Annotated in this window: 15 protein-coding genes and 1 pseudogene; 7 read left to right on the top strand and 9 right to left on the bottom strand. The window is 72.4% G+C overall.

Annotation, left to right across the window (positions count from 1 at the left end; all coding sequences use genetic code 11):
• Window positions 1–41: 41 nt before the first annotated feature.
• The 4 genes from IE329_RS29870 to IE329_RS29855 all read right to left on the bottom strand — a co-directional run bounded on the left by IE329_RS29870 (window position 42) and on the right by IE329_RS29855 (window position 4,615).
• Window positions 42–1,325 (bottom strand): Gfo/Idh/MocA family protein, encoded by a 1,284-nt coding sequence (locus tag IE329_RS29870; protein WP_190214117.1) that lies wholly within the window; start codon window positions 1,323–1,325, stop codon window positions 42–44.
• A 112-nt stretch (window positions 1,326–1,437) separates the two neighbouring features.
• On the bottom strand, window positions 1,438–2,256 hold the full coding sequence (locus tag IE329_RS29865) for a carbohydrate ABC transporter permease (protein WP_190214116.1): 819 nt from the start codon (window positions 2,254–2,256) through the stop codon (window positions 1,438–1,440).
• Complete coding sequence (locus tag IE329_RS29860) at window positions 2,253–3,269, bottom strand: carbohydrate ABC transporter permease (RefSeq protein WP_229927880.1); 1,017 nt, start codon at window positions 3,267–3,269, stop codon at window positions 2,253–2,255. Before IE329_RS29860 ends, IE329_RS29865 begins: the two co-directional genes overlap by 4 nt.
• The gene (locus tag IE329_RS29855) at window positions 3,266–4,615 is read right to left on the bottom strand and encodes an ABC transporter substrate-binding protein (RefSeq protein ID WP_190214115.1); all 1,350 of its coding nucleotides are present in this window, start codon (window positions 4,613–4,615) and stop codon (window positions 3,266–3,268) included. Before IE329_RS29855 ends, IE329_RS29860 begins: the two co-directional genes overlap by 4 nt.
• Window positions 4,616–4,809: 194 nt before the next feature.
• Between IE329_RS29855 and IE329_RS29850 the strand changes: the two genes are divergently transcribed.
• Window positions 4,810–6,033 (top strand): ROK family transcriptional regulator, encoded by a 1,224-nt coding sequence (locus IE329_RS29850; RefSeq protein WP_190214114.1) that lies wholly within the window; start codon window positions 4,810–4,812, stop codon window positions 6,031–6,033.
• Window positions 6,034–6,609: 576 nt separating this feature from the next.
• On the opposite strand, the gene IE329_RS40960 is transcribed toward IE329_RS29850, so the two are convergent.
• The 5 genes from IE329_RS40960 to IE329_RS29820 form a co-directional block, all read right to left on the bottom strand.
• A complete protein-coding gene (locus IE329_RS40960) occupies window positions 6,610–10,353 on the bottom strand; it encodes a glycoside hydrolase family 2 TIM barrel-domain containing protein (RefSeq protein WP_268257349.1) in 3,744 nt (1,247 codons plus the stop codon).
• A gap of 205 nt (window positions 10,354–10,558) precedes the next feature.
• On the bottom strand, window positions 10,559–11,431 hold the full coding sequence (locus IE329_RS29835) for an SMP-30/gluconolactonase/LRE family protein (protein ID WP_190214113.1): 873 nt from the start codon (window positions 11,429–11,431) through the stop codon (window positions 10,559–10,561).
• Between the two features lie 15 nt (window positions 11,432–11,446).
• The gene (locus IE329_RS29830; RefSeq protein ID WP_190214112.1) at window positions 11,447–12,421 is read right to left on the bottom strand and encodes a sugar kinase; all 975 of its coding nucleotides are present in this window, start codon (window positions 12,419–12,421) and stop codon (window positions 11,447–11,449) included.
• Window positions 12,418–13,041: a bifunctional 4-hydroxy-2-oxoglutarate aldolase/2-dehydro-3-deoxy-phosphogluconate aldolase gene (locus IE329_RS29825; RefSeq protein WP_190214111.1), complete on the bottom strand. Its 624-nt coding sequence runs from the start codon at window positions 13,039–13,041 to the stop codon at window positions 12,418–12,420. The genes IE329_RS29830 and IE329_RS29825 overlap by 4 nt, the downstream gene beginning before the upstream one ends.
• 188 nt (window positions 13,042–13,229) lie before the next feature.
• Window positions 13,230–13,928 carry a FadR/GntR family transcriptional regulator gene (locus tag IE329_RS29820; RefSeq protein WP_190214110.1) on the bottom strand — a complete coding sequence of 233 codons (699 nt, stop codon included), beginning with the start codon at window positions 13,926–13,928 and terminating at the stop codon, window positions 13,230–13,232.
• 264 nt (window positions 13,929–14,192) lie between these two features.
• On the opposite strand from IE329_RS29820, the gene IE329_RS29815 reads away from it, so the two are divergent.
• The 6 genes and pseudogenes from IE329_RS29815 to IE329_RS29790 form a co-directional block, all read left to right on the top strand.
• Complete coding sequence (locus IE329_RS29815) at window positions 14,193–15,914, top strand: IlvD/Edd family dehydratase (RefSeq protein ID WP_190214109.1); 1,722 nt, start codon at window positions 14,193–14,195, stop codon at window positions 15,912–15,914.
• Complete coding sequence (locus IE329_RS29810; protein WP_190214108.1) at window positions 15,914–16,876, top strand: dihydrodipicolinate synthase family protein; 963 nt, start codon at window positions 15,914–15,916, stop codon at window positions 16,874–16,876. The genes IE329_RS29815 and IE329_RS29810 overlap by 1 nt, the downstream gene beginning before the upstream one ends.
• Window positions 16,873–17,628 carry an SDR family NAD(P)-dependent oxidoreductase gene (locus tag IE329_RS29805; RefSeq protein WP_190214107.1) on the top strand — a complete coding sequence of 252 codons (756 nt, stop codon included), beginning with the start codon at window positions 16,873–16,875 and terminating at the stop codon, window positions 17,626–17,628. The genes IE329_RS29810 and IE329_RS29805 overlap by 4 nt, the downstream gene beginning before the upstream one ends.
• Before the next feature lie 77 nt (window positions 17,629–17,705).
• Entirely contained in the window at window positions 17,706–18,755 is a 1,050-nt protein-coding gene (locus IE329_RS29800) for a substrate-binding domain-containing protein (RefSeq protein ID WP_190214106.1), read from the top strand.
• Window positions 18,756–18,859: 104 nt separating this feature from the next.
• Window positions 18,860–20,431 (top strand): sugar ABC transporter ATP-binding protein, encoded by a 1,572-nt coding sequence (locus IE329_RS29795; RefSeq protein ID WP_190214105.1) that lies wholly within the window; start codon window positions 18,860–18,862, stop codon window positions 20,429–20,431.
• A pseudogene (locus IE329_RS29790) lies at window positions 20,428–20,639 on the top strand (ABC transporter permease); the annotation flags it as partial. The gene IE329_RS29795 and the pseudogene IE329_RS29790, both read left to right, overlap by 4 nt.

The following is a 20,639-nucleotide window of genomic DNA, read 5'->3' as shown; positions in this document are numbered from 1 at the left end:
TTCGGGGGTGGAGTCCCGGGGTGGGACTCGGGAGGCCGGGCCTAGCGGGCCGGTGCGGTCGGGGCGGCGACCGGGAAGCGGCTCTGGATGGGCTCGACGGTGTGCTGGTGGCGGGCGCGTTCGGCGGCCCAGGCGACCAGGTGGCTTTCCAGGCTGGTGCGCGGGTCGGACAGGATCCGGGTCCGGTCGCCGGTGGCGAGGGCGTCCAGGAACGCGTCGACCAGTCGCTCGTCGCCGCCGCCGTGCCCGGTGCCCGCGTCGGCGCCCTCCAGGCCCACGGTGAGCAGCTCTTTCGCGCCGGTGCGGAAGTCGGTGAGGGTGACCTGCACGCCGTCGCCCTCCAACTGCCCGTGGGTGCCGAAGATCCGGGTCTTGCGCTGGGCGTACTCGGTGAACGCGGTCATCGTGAAGGCGGCGGTGGCGCCGCCTTCGTACTCCAGGTTGACCACCTGGTGGTCGACCACGTCGTTGTCGCAGGCGTACACGCAGCGGCCGTAGGGGCTGGTGCGCAGCGCCTCGATCACGCCGTCCTTGGTGCGGGCGGGGGTGACGACCGACAGTGGCCAGCGCTCGCGGTCCGGGTCGCCCAGGCAGTCGACGTACAGGCGCTTGGCGGAGTAGGGGCAGGACGCCTCGATCGAGCAGTCCGGGCACCGGTCGGCGGCGCCTTCGGGGCGCTGCTCGGCACGGAAGTGCTTCAGGCCGCCGAAGGAGGACACCCGCTGCACCGGCCTGCCGACGATGTAGGAGAGCCAGTCCAGGTCGTGGGAGGACTTGGCGAGCAGCATCGGAGTGGCGTCGGCCTCGCGGCGCCAGTTGCCGCGCACGTAGGAGTGCGCCTGGTGCCACCAGCCGACCGGTTCCAGGTGCTCGATGCTGACGACCTCGCCGAGGCGGCCGGAGTCGACGATCCGCTTGAGGGCCTGTGTGTAGGGGGTGTAGCGCAGGACGTGGCAGACGGCGAGCATGACGTCGGCCCGCTCGACGGCGTCGATGATGCGGATGACGTCGGCCTCGGTGGTCGCCATCGGCTTCTCCAGCAGGATGTGGTAGCCGAGCCCGGCGAACGCGACGGCCGGGTCGACGTGGGCCGCGTCCTGGGTGGTGATCACGACGGCGTCGGCGAACTTCCGCCGCTGCGTCAGCGGCCGCCAGTCGGGGAGGATCTCGGCGTCCGGGTGGGCGGCGCGGGCCTGGGCGGCGCGCTCCGGGTCGGGTTCGCAGACCGCGGCCACCACGGCGCGGCCGGTGCGGGCGGCGTAGCCGGTGTAGGTGTTGCCTCGGTTGCCCGCTCCGACCAGCAGCAGGCGAATGGGAGGGGTCATGGGCGGCAGGTCCTTGGGTCGGTCGGGAGGAAGATGGGCGTGCTGCGCCCCGGGCGGGCGCGGGGCGGTGTGGGAAGCGCGGGCCGGGGGTGGTAGGGAGGCGCGGGCGGTCTCAGCCCTTGACGGCTCCGGAGACCATGCCGGCGACGAAGTTGCGCTGGAAGAGCAGGTAGACGACCACCACGGGACCGATCACGATCAGGGTGGCGGCGGCCAGCATCGGCACGTCGGTGGTGTGGGCCCCCACGAAGAAGGCCAGGCCTGCGGGGGCGGTGCGGTTCGCCGGGGTCTGGATGAGGATCAGCGTCAGCAGGAACTGGTTCCAGGCCCACAGGAAGTACAGCAGCCCCAGGGTGGTCAGGGCCGGACGCACGCAGGGCACGAGGACCTTCCACAGCACGGTCCAGCTGGAGGCGCCGTCCAGGGAGGCGGCCTCCAACAGTTCCTTGGGCAGCGCGGTGAACTGCTGGCGCATCCAGAACGCGCCGAACGGCATGTAGAGGCCGACCAGGGCCAGGATCAGCGAGACCGGAGTGTCGGTGAGGCCCAGTGAGCGCAGGTCGTAGTAGAGCGGGACGACTGCGGCCTCGTAGGGCAGGGTCAGGCCCAGCAGCAGCAGGCCGAAGATGACCTCCCGGCCGCGGAAGCGCATGGTGGCGAAGGCGTAGCCGGCCAGCGTCGCGCAGATCAGGGCGAGCGGGACGACGCCGAGGCCGACCATGGCGCTGTTGGCCAGTAGGCGGCCGAACCCGGCGGTGGACCACGCCCGGCCGAAGGCTGCCAGGGTGGGGTGCTCGGGCAGGGACAGGCCGGACAGCGGGGTGCCGGGCGGGTTGAGCGCGGCCATCAGGAGCGCGGCGAAGGGGATCAGGACGCCCGCGCAGAAGACTGCCAGCAGCGCTCGGCCGGTCAGGCGGTCGGTGCGGCTCATGCGCGCTCCCGGGTGAGGCGGCCGATGGCGAGTACCACCAGCGAGATCAGCAGGCTGAGGACGACGGCCAGGGCGCAGGCGGTGCCCACCTCGCCGCCGGTGAAGGCGAGCCGGTAGATGAGCAGGCCGGGCACGGTGGTGGTGTCACCGGGACCGCCGCCGGTGGTCACATAGACGACGTCGAAGCTGGCCAGGGCCGAGATGACGGTGACGGTGACCGCGACGCCGATCTCCGCCCGCAGTCCGGGCAGGGTGACGGAGAGGAATTCGCGGACGGGCCCGGCGCCGTCGATCCGGGCGGCCTCGTAGAGGCTGGTGTCAATCTTCTGGATGCCGGCCTGGAAGAGCACCAGGCACAGGCCCAGCATCACCCAGCTGCCGACCAGGCCGACCGCGACGTAGGCCCAGGTGAAGTCGCCGAGCCAGGCCCGGGTCCAGGAGTGCAGGCCGACCGCGTCCAGCAGTTGGTTGACGGTGCCGTCCTGGGCGTACATCCAGCGCCAGATGACGCCGACGGCGACCAGCGGGACGATCTGCGGCAGGAACAGCACCGTGCGGGCGACGGCGAAGTTGCGTCCCTGCCGGGCCCGGCCGATCACGGCCGCGAGCACCAGGCCGGCGGCGATCGGCAGCACGGTGTAGAAGCCGATGTAGCCCAGCGCGTGCCACAGCGAGCCCATCAGCTGCGGGTCGGTGAGCACCTGCCGGTAGTTGTCCAGCCCCGCCCAGGTGCCGGCGGTGACGCCGTCCCAGCGGTAGAAGGACAACTCCAGGGTGTGCAGCCACGGCGCGATCACAAACGCCGTGTACAGCAGTAGCGCGGGCAGCAGGTAGAGGTAGGCGACCCGCTGACGGCGGGGGCCGCTGCGGCCCGAGGACGCGGTGGCGGAGCGCTGCCGGTGGGACGTCGCCAGCCCGCCCGCCGGGGGTGCGGCGGGTGCCGCCCCGGCCCGCTGCGTGCGGGCTGGGGCCGGGGCGGCGGTCCTGGGGGCCTGCTGGTGCGCGGCGGTCACTTGTGGCCCTTCTGCCAGTCGTCCTGCAGCGCCTTCAGGTAGTCGGCGGGCGAGGTCTTGCCCGCGACGAGCTGCTGGCCCTGGGAGGTCAACGTGTCGTTCATGGTGGGGGTGCTGTTGTTGAAGTACGGCACCAGGCCGTTGCTCTTGGCGACCCCGGCCCAGGCGGCCGCGTAGTCCGCCAGGATGCTGTTGTCGGGGGCCTTGACGCTCTCGGCCTGGGCGACGGGCATGTAACCGCTGGCGAACTCGATGGCAGCGGCCTCGGGGGTGGTCATGAAGTCGAGGAACGCCGCGGCCAGGTCGGGGTGCTTGGCCTTCGTGGGGATGGCGTAGGCGAGGGAGGTGCCCACGCCGGTCGACGGCGCGGTGGCACTCTCGCCGGGCAGGGTGAAAAAGCCGGCCTTGCCGGGCAAGGCCTTGTCGACCGCGGTCGCGTCCCAGTTGCCGTCGAACATGAACAGGCCCTGACCCTTGGTGAAGGCGCTCATCGCCCCGGCCCCGTCGGTGCCGTTGGCGCCGCTCGGGAGGTAGCCCTGCTTGGCCCAGTCGGCCACCTTCTGGGCGGCCCGGGTGGCGGAGTCGTTCTCCAGGGTGCTGCCAGGGCTGCCGAACGCCCACGCGGTGCTCTTGTCCGGTCCCTGGAAGGTGTTGGTCAGGGCTTGGAAGAGGTAGGACGACTGGCCCTGCATATTGGGCATCTGGATCGGCAGCTCGCCCGCTGCCTTGGCCTTGGCCAGGTCCTGCTCGAATTCGGCGAGGGTCTTCGGCGGCTCGATGCCCAGCTTCGCGGCGACGTCCTTGTTGTAGTACACGCCGACCAGGGAGAAGCCGGCCGGTGCGGCCCACAGCTTGCCCACCCCCAGCGCCTTGCCCTGGTTGTCGGCGCGCCACTGGTCCAGCTCGCTGGCCGACACCGTCTTGTCCCAGCCGTAGGCGTCGACGTACGGGCCCAGGTCGCGGATCAGGCCGGCCTTGGCGGTGTTGCCGAGCTTGTTGAGCAGCGCCAGGTCGGGCGCGCTGTCCGAGCCGAGGGTGAGGTCCAGGCTGGTGTCGTAGCTGTCGACGCCCGTGAAGCGGAAGTCGACCGTGACGTTCGGGTACTTCTTCTCGAACGCGGCGCTCAGTGCCTTGGTGGTCTCGGAGGTGTCCGAGCTGAGCACCGACAGGGTGACCTTGTCGTTGGGGACCGCGGTGGAGACGGCCGGGGCGGCGGCCGAGGAGGCCGGTGCGGTGCCGGGGGTGCCGCAGGCACTCATCAGGCCCGCCACGAGCAGGGCGGCACAGGCGGCCAGGGCCGGGCGGCGGGGGCTTCTGTGGCCGGGGGTGGGGGTGGACGACGGCATGGCCAGCTCCTCGGTGGGGGTGCAACCCTTATGAAGGGTTCCTGCTTAAGGGGTTGGCAGGATCGTAGAAAGCCGCAATGCGCCACGTCAACAGTTTGGCGGGATTCTTTAGCAACTATCCTGCGTATTGGGTCGGCGGTGCTCTATGATGGCCCGGGGCCGCGCCAGGGCGGCCCCGGGGGAAGGGAGAGGCAATGAAAGGTCAAGCGCTCATCGGCGGTGACCCCGCCGTGCTGCGGCGGCTCAACCTGGAGGCCGTCCTGCGTGCCCTGCGCGGTCGCGAGCCGATGACCACCAGCCAGATCAGCAAGGCGTCCTCGCTCTCCCGCCAGACCGTCGACCAGGTCCTGGATGACCTGGCCCGGCTGGGATGGGTCGAGGAGGTCGCCCCCGGGAAGAGCATCGGGCGGCCCGCCCGGCGCTATCGCTTCCGGGCCGACGCCGGGCACGTGCTCGGCATCGACGTCGGCACCCACTCCGTGCTGCTGATCCTGGCCGACCTCGACGGCAAGCTGATCGAAACCCGACGAGCCGTCCTGGACGGCGAACCGACCCGGGAGGAGCGGCTCACGACCATCCGGGACGCGGCGGCCGGCCTGCTCGCCGTGCATCCCGCGTCCCGGCTCCGCGCCCTGTGCGTCGGCGTGCCGGGCATCGTCGACGGCGCCGGGCGCGTCCGTCTGTCCACGCCCCTGCCGGAGTGGAACGGCCTGGACCTCGCTGCGGAGGCATCCGGCTGGTTCGGCTGCCCCGCCTTCGCGGAGAACGACGCCAACCTCGCCGCGCTCGCCGAGCACTGGCGCGGCGCAGCCCAAGGCACCGACGACTTCATCCAGCTGCTCACCGGCCACCGCACCGGCGCCGCCCTTGTCCTGGGCGGCCGGCTGCACCGTGGCCGGACGGGTGCAGCCGGAGAGATCGCCGGACTGGCCATCCTCGGCTGGGACGGCAGTGACCTCGCCGACCTGCGGGGCGAGGCCGACACCGCGCAGGTCTTCGCGGCCGCCGCCGACGGCGATCCGGCCGCCGTCGAGCGGGTCGACCGTTTCGCCCGTACCTACGCCCAGGGGACTGCGGCGATGGTACTGACCGTGAACCCGGACCTCGTGGTCATCAGCGGCGGCATCTCCGTCGCGGGCGAGATCCTGGCCGACCCCATGCGCCGCTACCTGGGCCGGCTCTGCCTCGATGCGCCCGAGGTGCGCGCCTCCGAACTCGGCGTCGAGACGGTCGCCCTCGGAGCAGTCCGGCTCGCCCTCGACCATGTCGACCGGCACCTCTTCGACTTCCGCAGCGCCCCCGAGTCCCAGCCCGTCGACCGCGCCGGAGCCGAACCCGCCGCAGCACCGTCCGCCCCGTCCGACGAACGCCCACTGAACCAGGACGTCTTCGAGCTGCGCAGGGCCGCCACCGCCTGACCAGGGCCCCGCACCAGCGGGCCCCGGCTGTCAGCCGATGAGGATGTCGATGCCCGAGGTGGAAATCCAGGAGCCCCGCGCAGCAGGGTCGTTCTGCCCGGCGACGATGACGTTGAGGTGTGGCGGCCTGCGGCCAGGCCGCCGACGGTGCCGCTCACGCCGATGACCGTGTGCGGCCGGCCCCTTGTTCCGGACCCGGAGGCAGGAGAACCCGGCTGATGCTGGGCGTACCGCCGGTGACGACCTGCGAGCTGTCCGGCTACGGCGGGCACATGCCCCCGGAGAGATCTGCAGGCCGTCCAGTCGCAAACTGGGCGTTGCCGTACCTATGGCCCGGCGCTCCGCGGGCCCACGGCGTTCCCGGCGGATCCGTGCCGCGGTGAGAACGAACGCTCCCGCATCCGCGCCTCAGCGATCGCGGTCGAACCAAGTGCCCCGACGCCGAACCGACCGACTCGCCGATCCGTTCGCGGCCGCCGCCCCCGATGGCGGGCGGAAGCCGCCCTGGACCGGGCCGGCCTCCCGGTGAGAGGCCGGCCCGGCCCCGGACCCTGGCGCGGGTGGTTGCACGGTGGGTCAGCCGAGCAGCCGCAGCTTGGTGGTGGCGCTGTAGTTGGCAGGCAGGGTGATCGCCGGGTCGGTGTAGTTGCCCCAGGCCAGGTCGGGGTAGTTGAGCTTGGAACTGATGACGAGGTTGACACCGGGCAGGGCGGCGTAGGGGTCGGGGGTGATGACCTCGAAGGCGTCGAGGACCACGTAGGTGTCGGTGGACGAGGTGTTCTTGGTGCCGGTGACCTTGATCTTCACGGTGTGCGGGCCGTCGGTGAGGCCGGTCTTCTCGAAGACGGTCTGGGCGAACTGCTTGCCGGCGGCGTACAGGTCGACCTGGGTGGGGGCGCCGCCGTCCACGGAGATTTCGGCGATGCCCTGGTTGTAGCTCTTGGGGGCGATCACCCGGATGCCGGTGCCGCGGAAGGCGGCGGTGGCACTGTCGCCGCTGGTCCGGCTGAACGACTCGGTGCGGGCCAGGTCCCCGGAGGTCCAGCCCTGGGAGGAGTCGCCGTGGGTCCAGGTGCCGGTGTAGGTGACCTGCCCCGAGGCGTCGTCGATGATCGAGCTGACAACCTTGAAGGCGTCGATCAGGGCGTAGGTGCCGCTGGAGGCGCCGTTCTTGGTGCCGGTGCACTCGACCTTGATGGTGTGCTCCCCGTAGGGGAGGGCGGCGCTGCGGAAGACCAGCACGCCGGGGGCCTTGCCGGGGCCGTAGAGGTCGACGGTGGCGACCTGGGTGCCGTCGATGGAGATCTTGACGATGCCGAGGTTGCTGGCGCGGGCCGAGTAGAGGCCGACGCCGGTGCCGGTGAAGGTGAGCTGGGCGTTCGCGCCGGTGGCGTTGCTGAACGACTCGGTGGAGAAGAGGTCGCCGTTGCTGTAGCCGCTCGACGGGTCGGCGTGGGTCCAGGCGCCGGTGTAGACGATCTGGGGCGAGGAGTCGTCGATGACGACGGGCGCGGCGGCCTCCAGGCGGACCGAGTCGCTGCCGTCGGACTCGACCTGCGCGCCGGGGCCGGAGGTTCCGGCGGTGGCCTTGGCGAGCCGGACGTTCGCCTTGGTGCTGCGGAAGTCGTTGGTCCAGTGGGCGGCGCTGTCCTTGCCGAACAGGAAGTAGCTGTGGGTGTCCTGGGACCACGGCCAGGTCGGTTCCGTGCGGTAGCCGTCGGTGCCGGAGGCGCGGGTCTTGCTGGCAGTGCCGGTGGCCCGGCCGATGTGGTCGGCGGGGTAGACCGTCCACTGGGCGTCGCGCTGCCAGGTCAGGGTGTCGGTGCCGTCGGGGAGGGTGTAGCGGATGCCGACGTCGCTGGGCGAGCCGGCGGGCGGGTTGGCGATGGTGTAGGTGGTGGTGAGCAGGCCCCGGCCGTCGATGGAGACCTTGATGGTGGTGTTGACCGAGCCGAACTGGCCGGTGAGGGTGACCACGGCTTGGCCGCCGGTGGTGGTGACGCTCGCCGAGCCGCCGGTCCACTGGCCGGGGGTGGTGCGGGAGATGATCAGGTCGGGGCCGCCGGTGAGGACGGTGGCGCCGCCGGCGGTGGCCTGGACCAGGCGGGCGGTGGCCTTGTCGAAGACGACGCTGAAGGGGGTGTCGACGCCGGTGACGGTGATCCGGCCGCCGGCGTCCTGGACGGTGGGGGTGGTGCCGCCGGGCGCGGTGAAGGTGGGCGTGGTGCGGGTGTTGAGCCACAGGCTGTAGTCGTCGACCACGGCGCCGGAGCGTGTGAAGGTCAGCCGCAGCGTGTCGCCCGCGGACCAGGCGCCGGCCGGGATGGTGAGCGTGCCGCTCTGCCGGGCGGCGATGTTGACGCCGGTGAGGGTGCCGGAGCGGCTGCCGATCTGCCAGGTGATGGTCAGTTCGGAGAGGTTGGTGTGGTCGTACCAGTTGGTGACCGCGACCGGGATCGCGCCGCCGGGGGTGAGCCCGGTGAGCACGCCGTCGGCGATCCGGACCGGGGAGAAGGCCTTCTTGGTCAGCCAGAACTCCGGCTTGCGGCGGCGCCACAGGTCGATGACGCCCCACTCGCCGTAGCCGACCGGCCCGGAGTCGAGGTGGAACACCTCGTCGATGGCCGCCCAGATCGCGCCGCCGACCACGCCGCTGGTGGTGCGGAACTTCTGGGCGTGCTTGGCGATGCTGTGGCCCCAGAAGTCCCGGGCGCCGGGGTCGGCCTGCAGGGTGCCGACGTTGTAGCACGGCACGTGGGCGAACTCGCCGTACTGGATGGGCTGGTTGGCGTTGCCGTTGGAGTTGGTCAGGGTGGGGTAGTGGCCGCTGTAGATATCGGTCTGGGTGCCGCCGTTCGACTGGGCGTCGTCCTCGAAGACGGTGGGCCGGGACGGGTCGGTCTGGTGCGAGTAGGTGTTCTCCTGGGCGAAGTTGGTGCCCATCCCGCTCTCGTTGCCGACCGACCACTCCACCACGCAGGCGCGGCTGCGGTCGCGCTCCAGCATCTCGGCGTACTGCGACATGTACTGGTCGGTGTAGGCGGCGGAGTCGACGGTGCTCTTCTGGAAGCAGACCGGGGCCTCGACCTCGACGTACAGGCCCAGCTTGTCGGCCCAGTCCAGCAGGGCGGTCGTCGGCGGGTAGTGCGAGGTGCGGATGAAGTTGCAGTTCGCCTCCTTGTAGAGGCGGGCGGCCTGCTCCTCCTGGGCGGGGGTGGTGGAGCGGCCCAGGGTCTCGGTGATGCTGTGGTGGCAGACGCCCAGCAGGTGCACCGGCTTGCCGTTGACCAGCAGCTGGTTGCCCTGGACCTTGACCTGCCGGAAGCCGATCTGCCGGGTGACGCTCTGGCTCTGCCCCTGGGCCTGGAAGGTGGCCTTGAGGGTGTACAGGTTGGGGTGTTCGGCGTCCCACTTGCGCGGGGCGGCGACCGGGATCGCCACCGAGGTCTGCGGCGTGGTGTCGCTGACGGTGAGGGAGGCCGGGGAGAGCGCGACCTGCTGGCCGTCGGGGTCGGTCAGGGTCAGGGCGACGGTGCCGCTGGTGCCGGCCGGCAGCAGCGCGGCGGCGGCGGTGACGGTGAGAGTGGCGTTGGTGTAGGAGGAGTCGAAGGTGGTGTCGGCGTGCAGCCGGGTGAGGTAGGCGGCCGGCAGCGCCACCAGCGTCACGTCGCGCAGGATGCCGCCGATGATGTGGTGCGCGTAGTTGGACTGCCCGGCGATGCTGGTGGCCTTGTCGGTGACGCCGAGGGTTACGGTGGCCTGCTGGCCGGGGGTGACCAGCGAGGTGATGTCGGCGTACCAGGTGGTGAAGCCGCCGTCGTGGGTGCGCACCAGGGTGCCGTTGACCCACAGCCGGGCGTAGTTGTAGACGCCGTCGAAGCGCAGCATGACGCGTCGGCCGGCGTAGTCGGCGGGGACGGTCACCTTGACGGAGTAGGCGCACTCGGTGCCGGAGGTGACGTTCTGGCTCTGGAGGGCGGGCTCGCCGGGCACGTTGATCTGCGCCCAGGAGGAGGTGTCGGTGCCCGTGGTCCAGAAGGAGGCGGGTGGGGTGGTGGTGTAGCGCCAGCCCGAGGTGACGGGCACCTGGGGGGTGGCGACGCCGGACACCGTGTCGGGCAGCGGCGGGATCTCGGGGGTGGTGGTCGCCGCGCCGGCGGGGGCGGCGAAGTACAGGCCGCCGGTCCCGACGGCGGTGAGCAGTCCTGCGGCGGCGAGGCCCTTCAGCGCGGCACGCCGCGAGAAGCCCCCGCCGGCGGGGGCGGGGTCGGAGGGGCTGGAGTCGGAGGGGGTGGGGGCGGTGTGGCGGGGTGGCGTCACCGGATCTGCCTTTCCTAGCAGCTAAGCTTCCAAGCAGATATATGGGATACGGGCGCCGTCTGCAATACCTCGCACAACACGGGTTTCCGGCGGTCTCCCGCCATCGCACTGCCTGGTCAGGGCACATGCGGACATGCCGCCGACCGCCGCGGCAGGTCACGCGGCGGCGGTCGGCGGCCGGGCTCCCCCCGGGGTGCGGGGGTGGTCAGTGCATGCGGAAGGCGGCGGCGGGGGGCGCCGCGGCGTCCACGGGGACGGCGAGGATCGACCCGGCGGGGCCAGCGTCGCCGCTCAGGCCCTGGCGGGCGGTGGTGATCAGCAGGCGGCCGCCCTCGGGGCACAGACAGACCGAGGTGGGCCGGGGGGTGGGCAGGCGCAGGGTGTCGAGCAGGGCGCCGTCGGGGTGGTAGCGGTGGACAGCGGCCCCGTCCCAGGCCGCCACCCAGAGGCAGCCTTCGGTGTCGACGGTCATGCCGTCGGGCGCGCCGTCGGCGAGGCGGGTGAACTCCTCGGTCCGGGTGGGGTTCCCGTCGGGATCGAGGGTGAGGCGGTGGATGGTGGCGGTGGCGCTGTCGGCCAGGTAGAGCAGGGCGGCGTCAAAGGTGAAGGCCGGGCCGTTGGCGACGGTCAGGCCGCTCAGGACGCGGTGCACGGAGCCGTCCGGGTCGGTGCGGTAGAGCGAGCCCGCGCCGGGGACGGTGCCGCTGTGGGACATGCTGCCGGCCCAGAAGCGTCCCGCCGGGTCGCAGACACCGTCGTTCATCCTGGTGGGGACCGGGGAGTCGTCCTCGGGCCGGGCCAGCCAGCGCACCGGTCCGTGGGGGGTGAGCAGGGCGATGCCCGTCCCGGCGGCGGCGATCCAGTGGCCGGGACGGCCGGCGACAGGGGCGACCGCCCCGAGCGGGACGTCAAGGCGCAGAATCTCCCGGGGGGTGTGGGGGGAGTCGGGCGCAAGTTCGAGCAGTCGCCCGGTCGGGATGTCGACGAAGACCAGACGCCCGTCGACCCAGCGAGCTCCTTCGGCGAGGTCGTAGCCGCCGGGGGCATGGACGGCGATGGGGGTGGGTTCCGGTGCCATGGGCGGTCTCCGGGTTCAGCGCAGGGTGGTGCCGGCGGGCCGGTCCAGGAGTTCGAGGTCGTCGCGACCGGGCAGTCCCTCCCAGTCGCCCCGGGTGGCGACGGCGAAGGCGCCGGTGGCGGTGGCCCGGTGCAGGCGGGCCTCGGGGTCGAGCCCGTCGAGGGTGCCGGAGAGGTATCCGGCCACGAAGGCGTCGCCGGCGCCGATCACGTCGGTGACGGGCACCCGGCGGGCCGCGGCGGTGACGGTGCCGTCGGCGGTGGTGACGCTGGCGCCGTCACCACCGCGGGTGAGGACCACCTCCCGGCGGCCCTGGGCGAGCAGCGCGGCGACGGCGCCGTCCTCGTCGAGGCCGGACTCGTCGCTGACCAGGTGCAGTTCGTCGGCGGAGGCGACCAGGATGTCGGCGAACCGGGCCAACGGCCGCAGGACTTCACCGGCCCGGACGGGATCCCACAGCCGGGCCCGGTAGTTGACGTCCAGGCAGATGAGGATGCCGAGCGAGCGGGCACGATCGGCGGCGGCGAGGACCGCCTCCGCGGCCGACTCGCTCAAGGCCGGGGTGATACCGGTCAGGTGCAGGATCCGCACGGCGGGGTCCAGCGCGGGCAGGACGTCGTGGTCGCGGAGCGTGGACCCGGCGGAACCGGTCCGGTAGTAGCCGACCCTGGCCAGGTCGCCGATGCCGTTCTCGCGGATCAGCAGGCCGGTGGGCCGCCCGGCCCGGTCGGTGCGGGTGTGGGTGGTGTCGACGCCCTCGGCGCGCAGGGTACGCAGGACCAGCGCGCCGAACGCGTCGTCGCCCACCGCGCCGACCCAGGCGGCCCGGTGGCCGAGGCGGGCCAGGCCGATGGCGACGTTGGACTCCGAGCCGGCGACGGAAAGTTCCATCGCGGGGCCGAGCCTGATCGGGCCGGTGGCCCTCAGCGCGGCCATCGTCTCCCCGACGGTGACGACCTCGGGTGCGGTGCCGTTGTCGAGGCCGCTCATGCCGCCTCCCCCTCGGCGAGCGCGGTGCGCCAGGCGGCGATCCGGGCGCGCAGGGGGCCGAGGTCGCCGGTGTCGGCGGCATCCCCGATCAGCGGGGAGCCGACGCCGACGGCGGTCGCGCCGGCGGCCAGGTAGGCGCGGGCGGTGTCCGCGTCGACGCCGCCCACGGGGACGAACGGGACGTCCGGAAAGGGGGCGCGCAGGGCGGCGAGGTAGTCGGGGCCGCCGAACGAGGCGGGGAAGAGCTTGACGGCCAGGGCGCCGTGTTCGACGGCGTCCATCACCTCACCCGGGGTGAGGGCCCCGGCGAGGACGGGCAGCGCGAAGGGCGCGGCGCGGCGGAGGTCCGCGGCGAGGCCGGGGGTGACGAGGAAGCTCGCCCCGGCGTCGGCGGCGCGGGCGGCGGCGGTGGCGGTCAGGACGGTTCCCGCGCCGAGGACGGCGGCGGTGCCGAGTTCGCGGCGGGCCCGGTCGATCACCCACAGGGCGTCGGGAGTGGTGAGTGACACCTCGGCGGCGGTGATGCCCTCCTCGGCGAGGGTGATCACCGTGCGCAGCGCGGCGTCGCGGTCCCTCCCGCGCACGATGGCGATCGTCCGGTACGGCAGGTCGGTGAGCATGGCGGTTCCCTTGGATGGTGGCGCGGTGGTGGCCGGGGCGGGGCAGCGGGTGTACTGCCGGGGCCGTGGCGGGCCGGGTGGGGGGCGGGCCCGCCGCTGCGCCGTGTACCGCGGGGCCCGACCCTTCACTTATAGCTGCTTAGCAGCCTAGTTGCCAAGATGGTGCCGTCGCGGTGATGGCGGGGCGCTCACAGCAGGCCGAGGTCGCGGCTGGTCTCCTCCAGGTGGCCGATCATGGCCGCCGCCGCCCGTTCGGCGTCGCCCGAGGTGATGGCGTCCAGGATGAGCCGGTGGGCCTCCACGGTGCCGCCCTGGCCGCTGCCACGCCGCTGCCGGCCGCGGTAGCTGGCGCGCCGGGCCTCCAGCAGGGCGCCGTTCATGGCCGCCAGGATGAACGAGAAGACCTCGGAGGAGGCCAGTTCGGCCACGGCCTGATGGAAGGCCAGGTCGGCGACGACGAACGCCTCACTATCCTCGGCCGACTCGCGCATCACCTCCAAGGCCTGCGCGGCACCGGCGACGGAGCCCTGCCCGGCGGCGATCCGGGTCGCGGCACGCCGGGCGAGTTCACCCTCGATCACCCGGCGGGTGGACAGCAGGTCCCGCACGTCCATGGAGTTCTGGTTGAGGCGGAACTCCAGGATCTGCCCCAGCACCGCCGGACTGGGGACCGCGACCCGGGCACGCCTGCCCTGACTGGAGGCCAGCACCCCTCGGGCCACCAAGATCCGGATGGCCTCCCGGACAACCAGCCGGTTGACCTCGTGGCGTTCGGAGAGCTCGCCCTCGGAGGGGATCTCGTCCCCCTCCCGCAGGTGCCGCTGGGCGATCTCACCGATGATCTCCCGGACGACGAGGTCGCTCAGGGTCTCCCTCGCGATGGTCATGCGGCCGTTCCCCTTTCGTTCGGATGCGCCGGAGCGGAGCCCGAGCCTAACTGCTAAGAAGTTATGAAGAGAAGCATTGACAGCTTAGCTGCTAGGTACCACGATCGACCTACATCACCCGGCGGCCATTCCGAGGCCCCTGTTCTTCTGCCGGCCCCGCCGCCCGCCGGCCCCCTTCCGCGGTCCGCAACCCGAGCACCTTTTGAGGAGGCGCGCACCGATGCGCCGACAGCACACCGCAGCACCCCGCCCAGGCGGTCAGCCATGAGCCCCCTGCGCAGTTCCACCTGGTGGGACGACCCCGGCAAGGCCGGGTTCATCGCCCGCCACCACATGCGCCAGCTCGGCCTCACCCGCGACCAACTGCGCGGCAAGCCCGTCGTGGGCATCTGCAACAGCTGGTCCGAACTGACCCCGTGCAACGCCCACCTGCGCACCCTCGCCGAGTCGGTCCGCCGCGGGATCACCGCCGCCGGCGGCCTGGCCCTGGAGTTCCCGACCATGTCCATCGGCGAGCCGCTGATGCGGCCCACGTCGATGATGTTCCGCAACCTGATGAGCATGGACGTCGAGGAGACGATCCGGGCCAACCCGCTGGACGCGGTCGTCCTGCTCGGCGGCTGCGACAAGACCCTCCCCGCCCAGCTGATGGGCGCCGCCAGCGTCGACCTGCCCGCCATCGCCCTGTCCGGCGGCCCCATGCTCACCGGACGCTTCCGCGGCAAAACGGTCGGCTCGGGCACCGACATCTGGAAGATGAGCGAAGACCTGCGGGCCAAGCGCATCACCCAGGACGACTTCGACGAGTTCGAGGGCTGCCTGGCCCGCTCGGCCGGCCACTGCATGACCATGGGAACGGCCTCCACCATGGGCTGCCTCACCGAGGCGCTCGGCCTGTCGCTTCCCGCCGCAGCCGCCCTGCCCGCCGCCGACGCCCGCCGCGCCCAGCTCGCCGAGCAGTCCGGCGCCCGCGCCGTCGAGCTGGCCCGGGAGGGGCTGCGACCCTCCGACATCCTCACCCGGCAGGCGTTCACCAACGCCGTGGTCGTCAACGCGGCCATCGGCGGCTCCACCAACGCCGTCCTGCACCTGCTGGCCATCGCCGGCCGGGTCGGCGTCCCGCTGGCCCTCGACGACATCGACGAGATCGGCCGCCGTGTCCCGCTGCTCGCCGACCTGATGCCCAGCGGCCGCTTCCTGATGGAGGACTTCGCCTACGCCGGCGGCCTGCCCGCCCTGATGGCCGAGCTCGGCGACCTGGTGGACCTCACCGCGCCGACCGTCACCGGCCGCACCCTGGGCGAGAACCTCGCCGGGCACCAGGTCTGGGACCGCGAGGTGATCCGCCCCCTCGACAACCCCGTCCAGAGCGCCGACAACGGCACCGCCGTGCTGCGCGGCAACCTGGCACCCGGCGGCGCCGTCCTCAAGCAGTCCGCCGCCTCCCCCGAACTGCTCCACCACCGCGGCCCGGCCCTGGTCTTCGACAGCATCGAGGAATACCTGCGCGCCGCCGACGACCCGGACCTCGCGGTCGACGCCGACACCGTCCTGGTGGTGCGCAACCTCGGCCCGCGCGGCTACCCGGGCATGCCCGAACTCGGCAACCTGCCGCTGCCCGCCAAGCTGCTCGCCCAGGGCGTCACCGACATGGTGCGCATCTCCGACGCCCGGATGAGCGGCACCGCCTACGGCACCGTCGTCCTGCACGTAGCCCCCGAGGCCGCCGCCGGCGGCCCGCTCGCCCTCGTCCGCACCGGCGACACCGTCGAACTCGACGTCGCCGCCCGCACCCTGCACCTGGACGTCGACCCGGGCGAACTGCTAGCCCGCCGCACCGCCTGGACACCCCCGCCCCGCCCCCCGCAGAGCGAACGCGGCTGGGCCCGGCTGTACGTCGACCGCGTCCTGCAGGCCGACAAGGGCGTCGACCTGGACTTCCTGGTCGGCCGCAGCGGCGACCAGCCCGGAAAGGCCCCCTTCTGATGAGCACGGCCGACCCAGACCGGCCCGGGGCCGAGAACCTGCTGCGCGGCGTCATGCCGGTGCTCGAAGTGCCGTTCACCGCCGACGGCGACCTCGACCCCGAGGGCTTCGACCGGGTGGTGCGCCACGTCCTGGACACCGGCGTCAGCGCCGTCATGTTCCCCGGCTTCGCCAGCGAGTTCCACAAGCTCTCCGACGCCGAGCGGGAACTGCTCAGCCGCCGCCTGCTCGACCTGACCGGCGCCCGGCCCGACGTGGCGGCCGTGGTCTCGATCCCCGACCACGCCACCCGGCTCGCCGTCCGGCGCGCCACCGAGGCCGTCGACGCCGGTGCGGACGCGATCAACCTGCTGCCGCCGCACTTCCTCGGGCCGCCGGCCACCGAGGTCCGCAGGCACGTCACCGCGGTGCTGACCGCCGTCGCCCCCGTCCCGGTGATCCTCCAGTACGCACCCGCCCAGACCGGCTCCTCGTTCACCGCCGACGGCCTGCGCCGGCTGGCCGAGGAACACCCCAACCTGGTCGCGGTCAAGATCGAGACCGCGCTGCCCGGCCGCCTCGCCGAGGACCTGGCCAACGGCACGCCCGCCCTGCGCGCCTTCGTCGGCTACGCCGGCCTGCAACTGGCCGACGGCCTGCGGCGCGACATCGCCGGGGTACAGCCGGGCTGCTCATTCACCGAGGTCTACCAGCGGATATGGCAGCTTTGGCACGATGGCGCGCGCGACGATGCCCTGCGCCTGCACGCCCGCCTCATCCCCTACCTCGCCTACTGGATGCAGGAGGTCGAGTTGATCATCGCGGTCGAGAAGCTGATCTCCTTCCGCCGCGGTCTGATCGACAGCCCCTACTGCCGCCACCCCGCGCGCGGCCTGGACCCCCAGGAAAGCGCCGGCGTCGACCGGTTCCTCGCCGAGTTCGACGAGATCCTGAACCCCGTCAGGAACGGAAGCACCACATGATCGACCTCTGCGGCCACACCGTCCTCGTCACCGGCGCCGCCCGGGGCATCGGCGCCGCCGTCGCGACCGCCCTGGTGGGCGCCGGGGCCAGGGTCGGCCTGCTGGACATCGACGGCGACGGCGCCGCCCGGCTGGCCGTGCGCCTCGGCGCGCAAGCCGCCGCGGCCGCCTGCGACATCACCGACGAGACGCAGGTCGCGGCCGCCGTGGCGGCCCTGCGCGAGCGACTCGGCCCCGCCAGCGGCCTGGTCAACAACGCCGGCCGCAACTCCTACGCCGACCCCGTCGCCATGACGGTCGACCAGTGGGACGAGGTGTTCGGCGTCGACCTCAAGGGCGCCTGGCTGGTGGCACGCTCCGTCCTGCCCGACCTGCTCGCCCAAGGGCGCGGCTCGATCGTCAACATCGCCTCCATGCACGCCTCGCTCACCTGCCCCGGCATGTTCCCGTACGCGGCCGCCAAGTCCGGCCTGGTGGGCCTGACCCGCAGCCTCGCCCTGGAGGTCGGGCCCCGGGGCGTGCGGGTGAACTCGGTCAGCCCCGGCTACATCGAGACCGACCTGCTCGCCGAGTACTTCGCCCAGAACCCCCCGCAGGTCCGCCAGGACGCCCTGGACAAGCACATCCTCGGCCGCCTCGGCACCCCCGAGGACGTCGCCGCCGTGGTGGCCTTCCTGCTCTCCGACGCCGCCGGGTTCGTCACCGGCGCCGACTGGCCCGTCGACGGCGGCGTGTCCGCCCGCTTCGCCTGAGCGCCGCACCACCACCGCCGCCCGGGCCCCACGACCACCATCCACCCGCACCACCCCACCCCCTCCTGGAGCCGAACATGTCCCTCACCCCCTCCCGAAGAGCAGCCGCCCTCGGCGCCGCCGCCCTGGTCGCCTCCCTGGCACTGACCGGATGCTCCACCGGCAAGGAGTCCACCTCCCCCTCCGCCAGCGTGGCCACCGTCAGCGGGAAGATCTCCATGACGTACCTGCAGAAGCAGGGCGACCAGGAATACTTCATCGGCGAGGCCGACGGGGCCAAGGCCAAGGCCGCCGAACTCGGCGTCGACCTCAAGGTCGTCAACCTCGGCAACGACGCGAACAAGACCATCAGCGAGGTCCAGTCCGCCGTCGCGCAGAAGACCAACGGCGTGATCATCGTCGTACCGGACCCCGCCGTCGGACCACAGGTCGTCCAGATAGCCAAGGACGCCAAGGTCGCCCTGCTCACCTCCGACGACCAGATCTGCGCCACCGGCCCCGACCCGGCCAGCTGCGACAAGGCCGGGCTCATCCCCCGCATCGGCTTCTCCGGCCAGCAGATGGGCGGCGAGGTCGGCAAGCGCGCCGCCGAGGAGTACAAGAAGGCCGGCTGGAACCCGGCCGACACACGGATCATCTCCGCCTGGAAGCAGGACGTCACCGTCTGCGGCGACCGGGTGAACGCCGCGAACGCCTCCTTCACCGCCGCCGCCGGCTCCGATGTCCAGAAGATCGACGTCGCCACCGACAACACACCCACCGGTGCACAGGACAAGATCGCCGCGACGATCACGGCCAACGCCGGCGTCAAGCACTGGATCGTCTGGGGCTGCAACGACGAGAACGTCCAGGGCGGCGTCACCGCGCTCGCCAACGCCGGGCTCAAGGCCGACGACGTCATCGGGGTCGGCCTCGGCGCCTACCTCGCCTGCAAGGACTGGCAGAGCACCGCGGCCACCGGCATGAAGGCCGCCCTGTTCATCAACGGCAAGGACGTCGGCGCACTCGCCGTCCAGACCATGTACGACAAGCTCAAGGACGGCAAGGACATGCCCGCCGAGGCCTTCGCCCCCACCACCATGGTCGACGCCACCACCTGGAAGAGCGTCGGCGCCACCTGCAGCTGACGCCCCGCACGACCGCCGGTGCGGCACCGCGTCCACCCCTTCACGGACCGCACCGGCACCCCCTCCGCCTGCCCCACCGCCCAGACTCTCCAGCGAGGCCCGCCATGACCACACCCGCCGAGAGGCCGCCCTCCCCCGCCACCGGCAGCCCCGGCAGCGGCGCCGGCGTCGAAAACCTCGTCAAACGCTTCGACGCCGTCCAGGCACTCGCAGGCGTCACCCTGGACTTCCCGGCCGGCCAGGTCACCGCCCTGATGGGCGAGAACGGCGCCGGGAAATCCACCCTGCTCAAGATCCTCACCGGCGACCACCAGCCCACCGAGGGCCGGGTCCTGCTGCACGGCCGGCCCCTCGCCCTGGGCTCGCCCACCGACGCCCGCCGGGCCGGGATCCGGATCATCCCGCAGGAACCCGAGATCATCCCGCACGTCTCCGTCGCCGAGAACGTCTACGCCGGCGCCCTGCCCCGCCGCGCCGGCCGACAGCTGGACCGCGCCGAACTGCGCCGCCGGATCACCGCCGACCTCGAGCGCCTCGGCTTCGCCGGCGTCCTCGACCCCGACCTCCTCGGCTCCGAACTGACCCCCGCACAACGCCAGCTGATCGAAATCATGCGGGCGCTGACCGGCGAGGCCAAGGTCATCGCCTTCGACGAGCCCACGTCCTCGCTCTCCGATCACGAGGTCGAGGCGCTGTTCGCACTGATCCGCCGCCTGCGCGACGAAGGCATCGCCGTCATCTACGTCTCGCACCGCATGAAGGAGATCTTCCGGCTCGCCGACCGGATCGCGGTCCTGCGCGACGGCGCCCTGGCCGGTGTACTCGACGCCGCCACCACCAACGACGGCGAACTCGTACGCCTGATGGTCGGCCGCGACCTGTCCGCCATGTTCTCCCGCGAACACGTCGCCACCGACCGGCTGGTACTCGACGTCCGGGGCGTCACCACCGACGCGGTCCGCGACATCGACCTGCAGATCCGCGCCGGCGAGGTGGTCGGCCTGGCCGGCCTGATCGGCGCCGGACGCTCCGAACTCGCCCTCGCGCTCGCCGGCGACCTGCCGATCCACTCCGGCACCGTCACCCTCGACGGCCAGCGGCTGCGCACCGGACGGCCCAGCGAGGCCATCAAGGCCGGACTCGGCCTCGCCCCCGAGGAACGCAAGGCCCAGGCCCTGTTCCTGCACCGCACCATCCGCGACAACACCTCGACCGTCGTGCTGGAGCGGCTGCGCCGGCTGCGCTTCGTGCGCCGCGGCGCCGAACGGGAACTCGCCCAGCACTACGCCGACCTCCTGCGGGTACGCACCCCCTCCATCGAGCACGAGGTCCGCAAACTCTCCGGCGGCAACCAGCAGAAGGTCGTCCTGGCCCGCTGGCTCGCCCGCAAACCCAAGGTCCTCATCCTGGACGAGCCCACCCGCGGCATCGACATCGGCGCCAAGGCGGAGATCTACCAGATCATCGCCGACCTGGCCCGCGAAGGCGTCGCCATCCTGGTGATCTCCTCCGAACTGCCCGAGGTCCTCGGCCTCGCCGACCGCATCGTCGTCATGCAGGGCGGCCGGATCACCGGCGAGCTCAGCCGGGCCCACGCCTCCGAGGAGGCCATCCTCGCCCTCGCCATGGCCGACGACCTCAGCACGACCGCACCCGCCCCTGGAGCCACCACATGACCACCACCACCCGGCCGGCGGCGCCCTCCAAGCCCACCGCCACCACCGCCCGCTCCCTCCTGGCCTCCCTCGGTGGACAGAACCTCAGCCTGATCGGCGCCCTCGCCGTCGTCCTCGCCCTCTTCGGCGTGCTGAACGACAACTACCTGAGCATCTCCAACATGCAGGTCATCGCCGAGGCCGCCACCATCACCGGCCTGCTCGCCGT

This window comes from Kitasatospora indigofera (assembly GCF_014655955.1).
Taxonomy (GTDB): Bacteria; Actinomycetota; Actinomycetes; order Streptomycetales; family Streptomycetaceae; genus Kitasatospora; species Kitasatospora indigofera.
The sequence above is the reverse complement of the archived record's forward strand: the minus strand, read 5'-3'. Positions and strand labels throughout refer to the sequence as shown.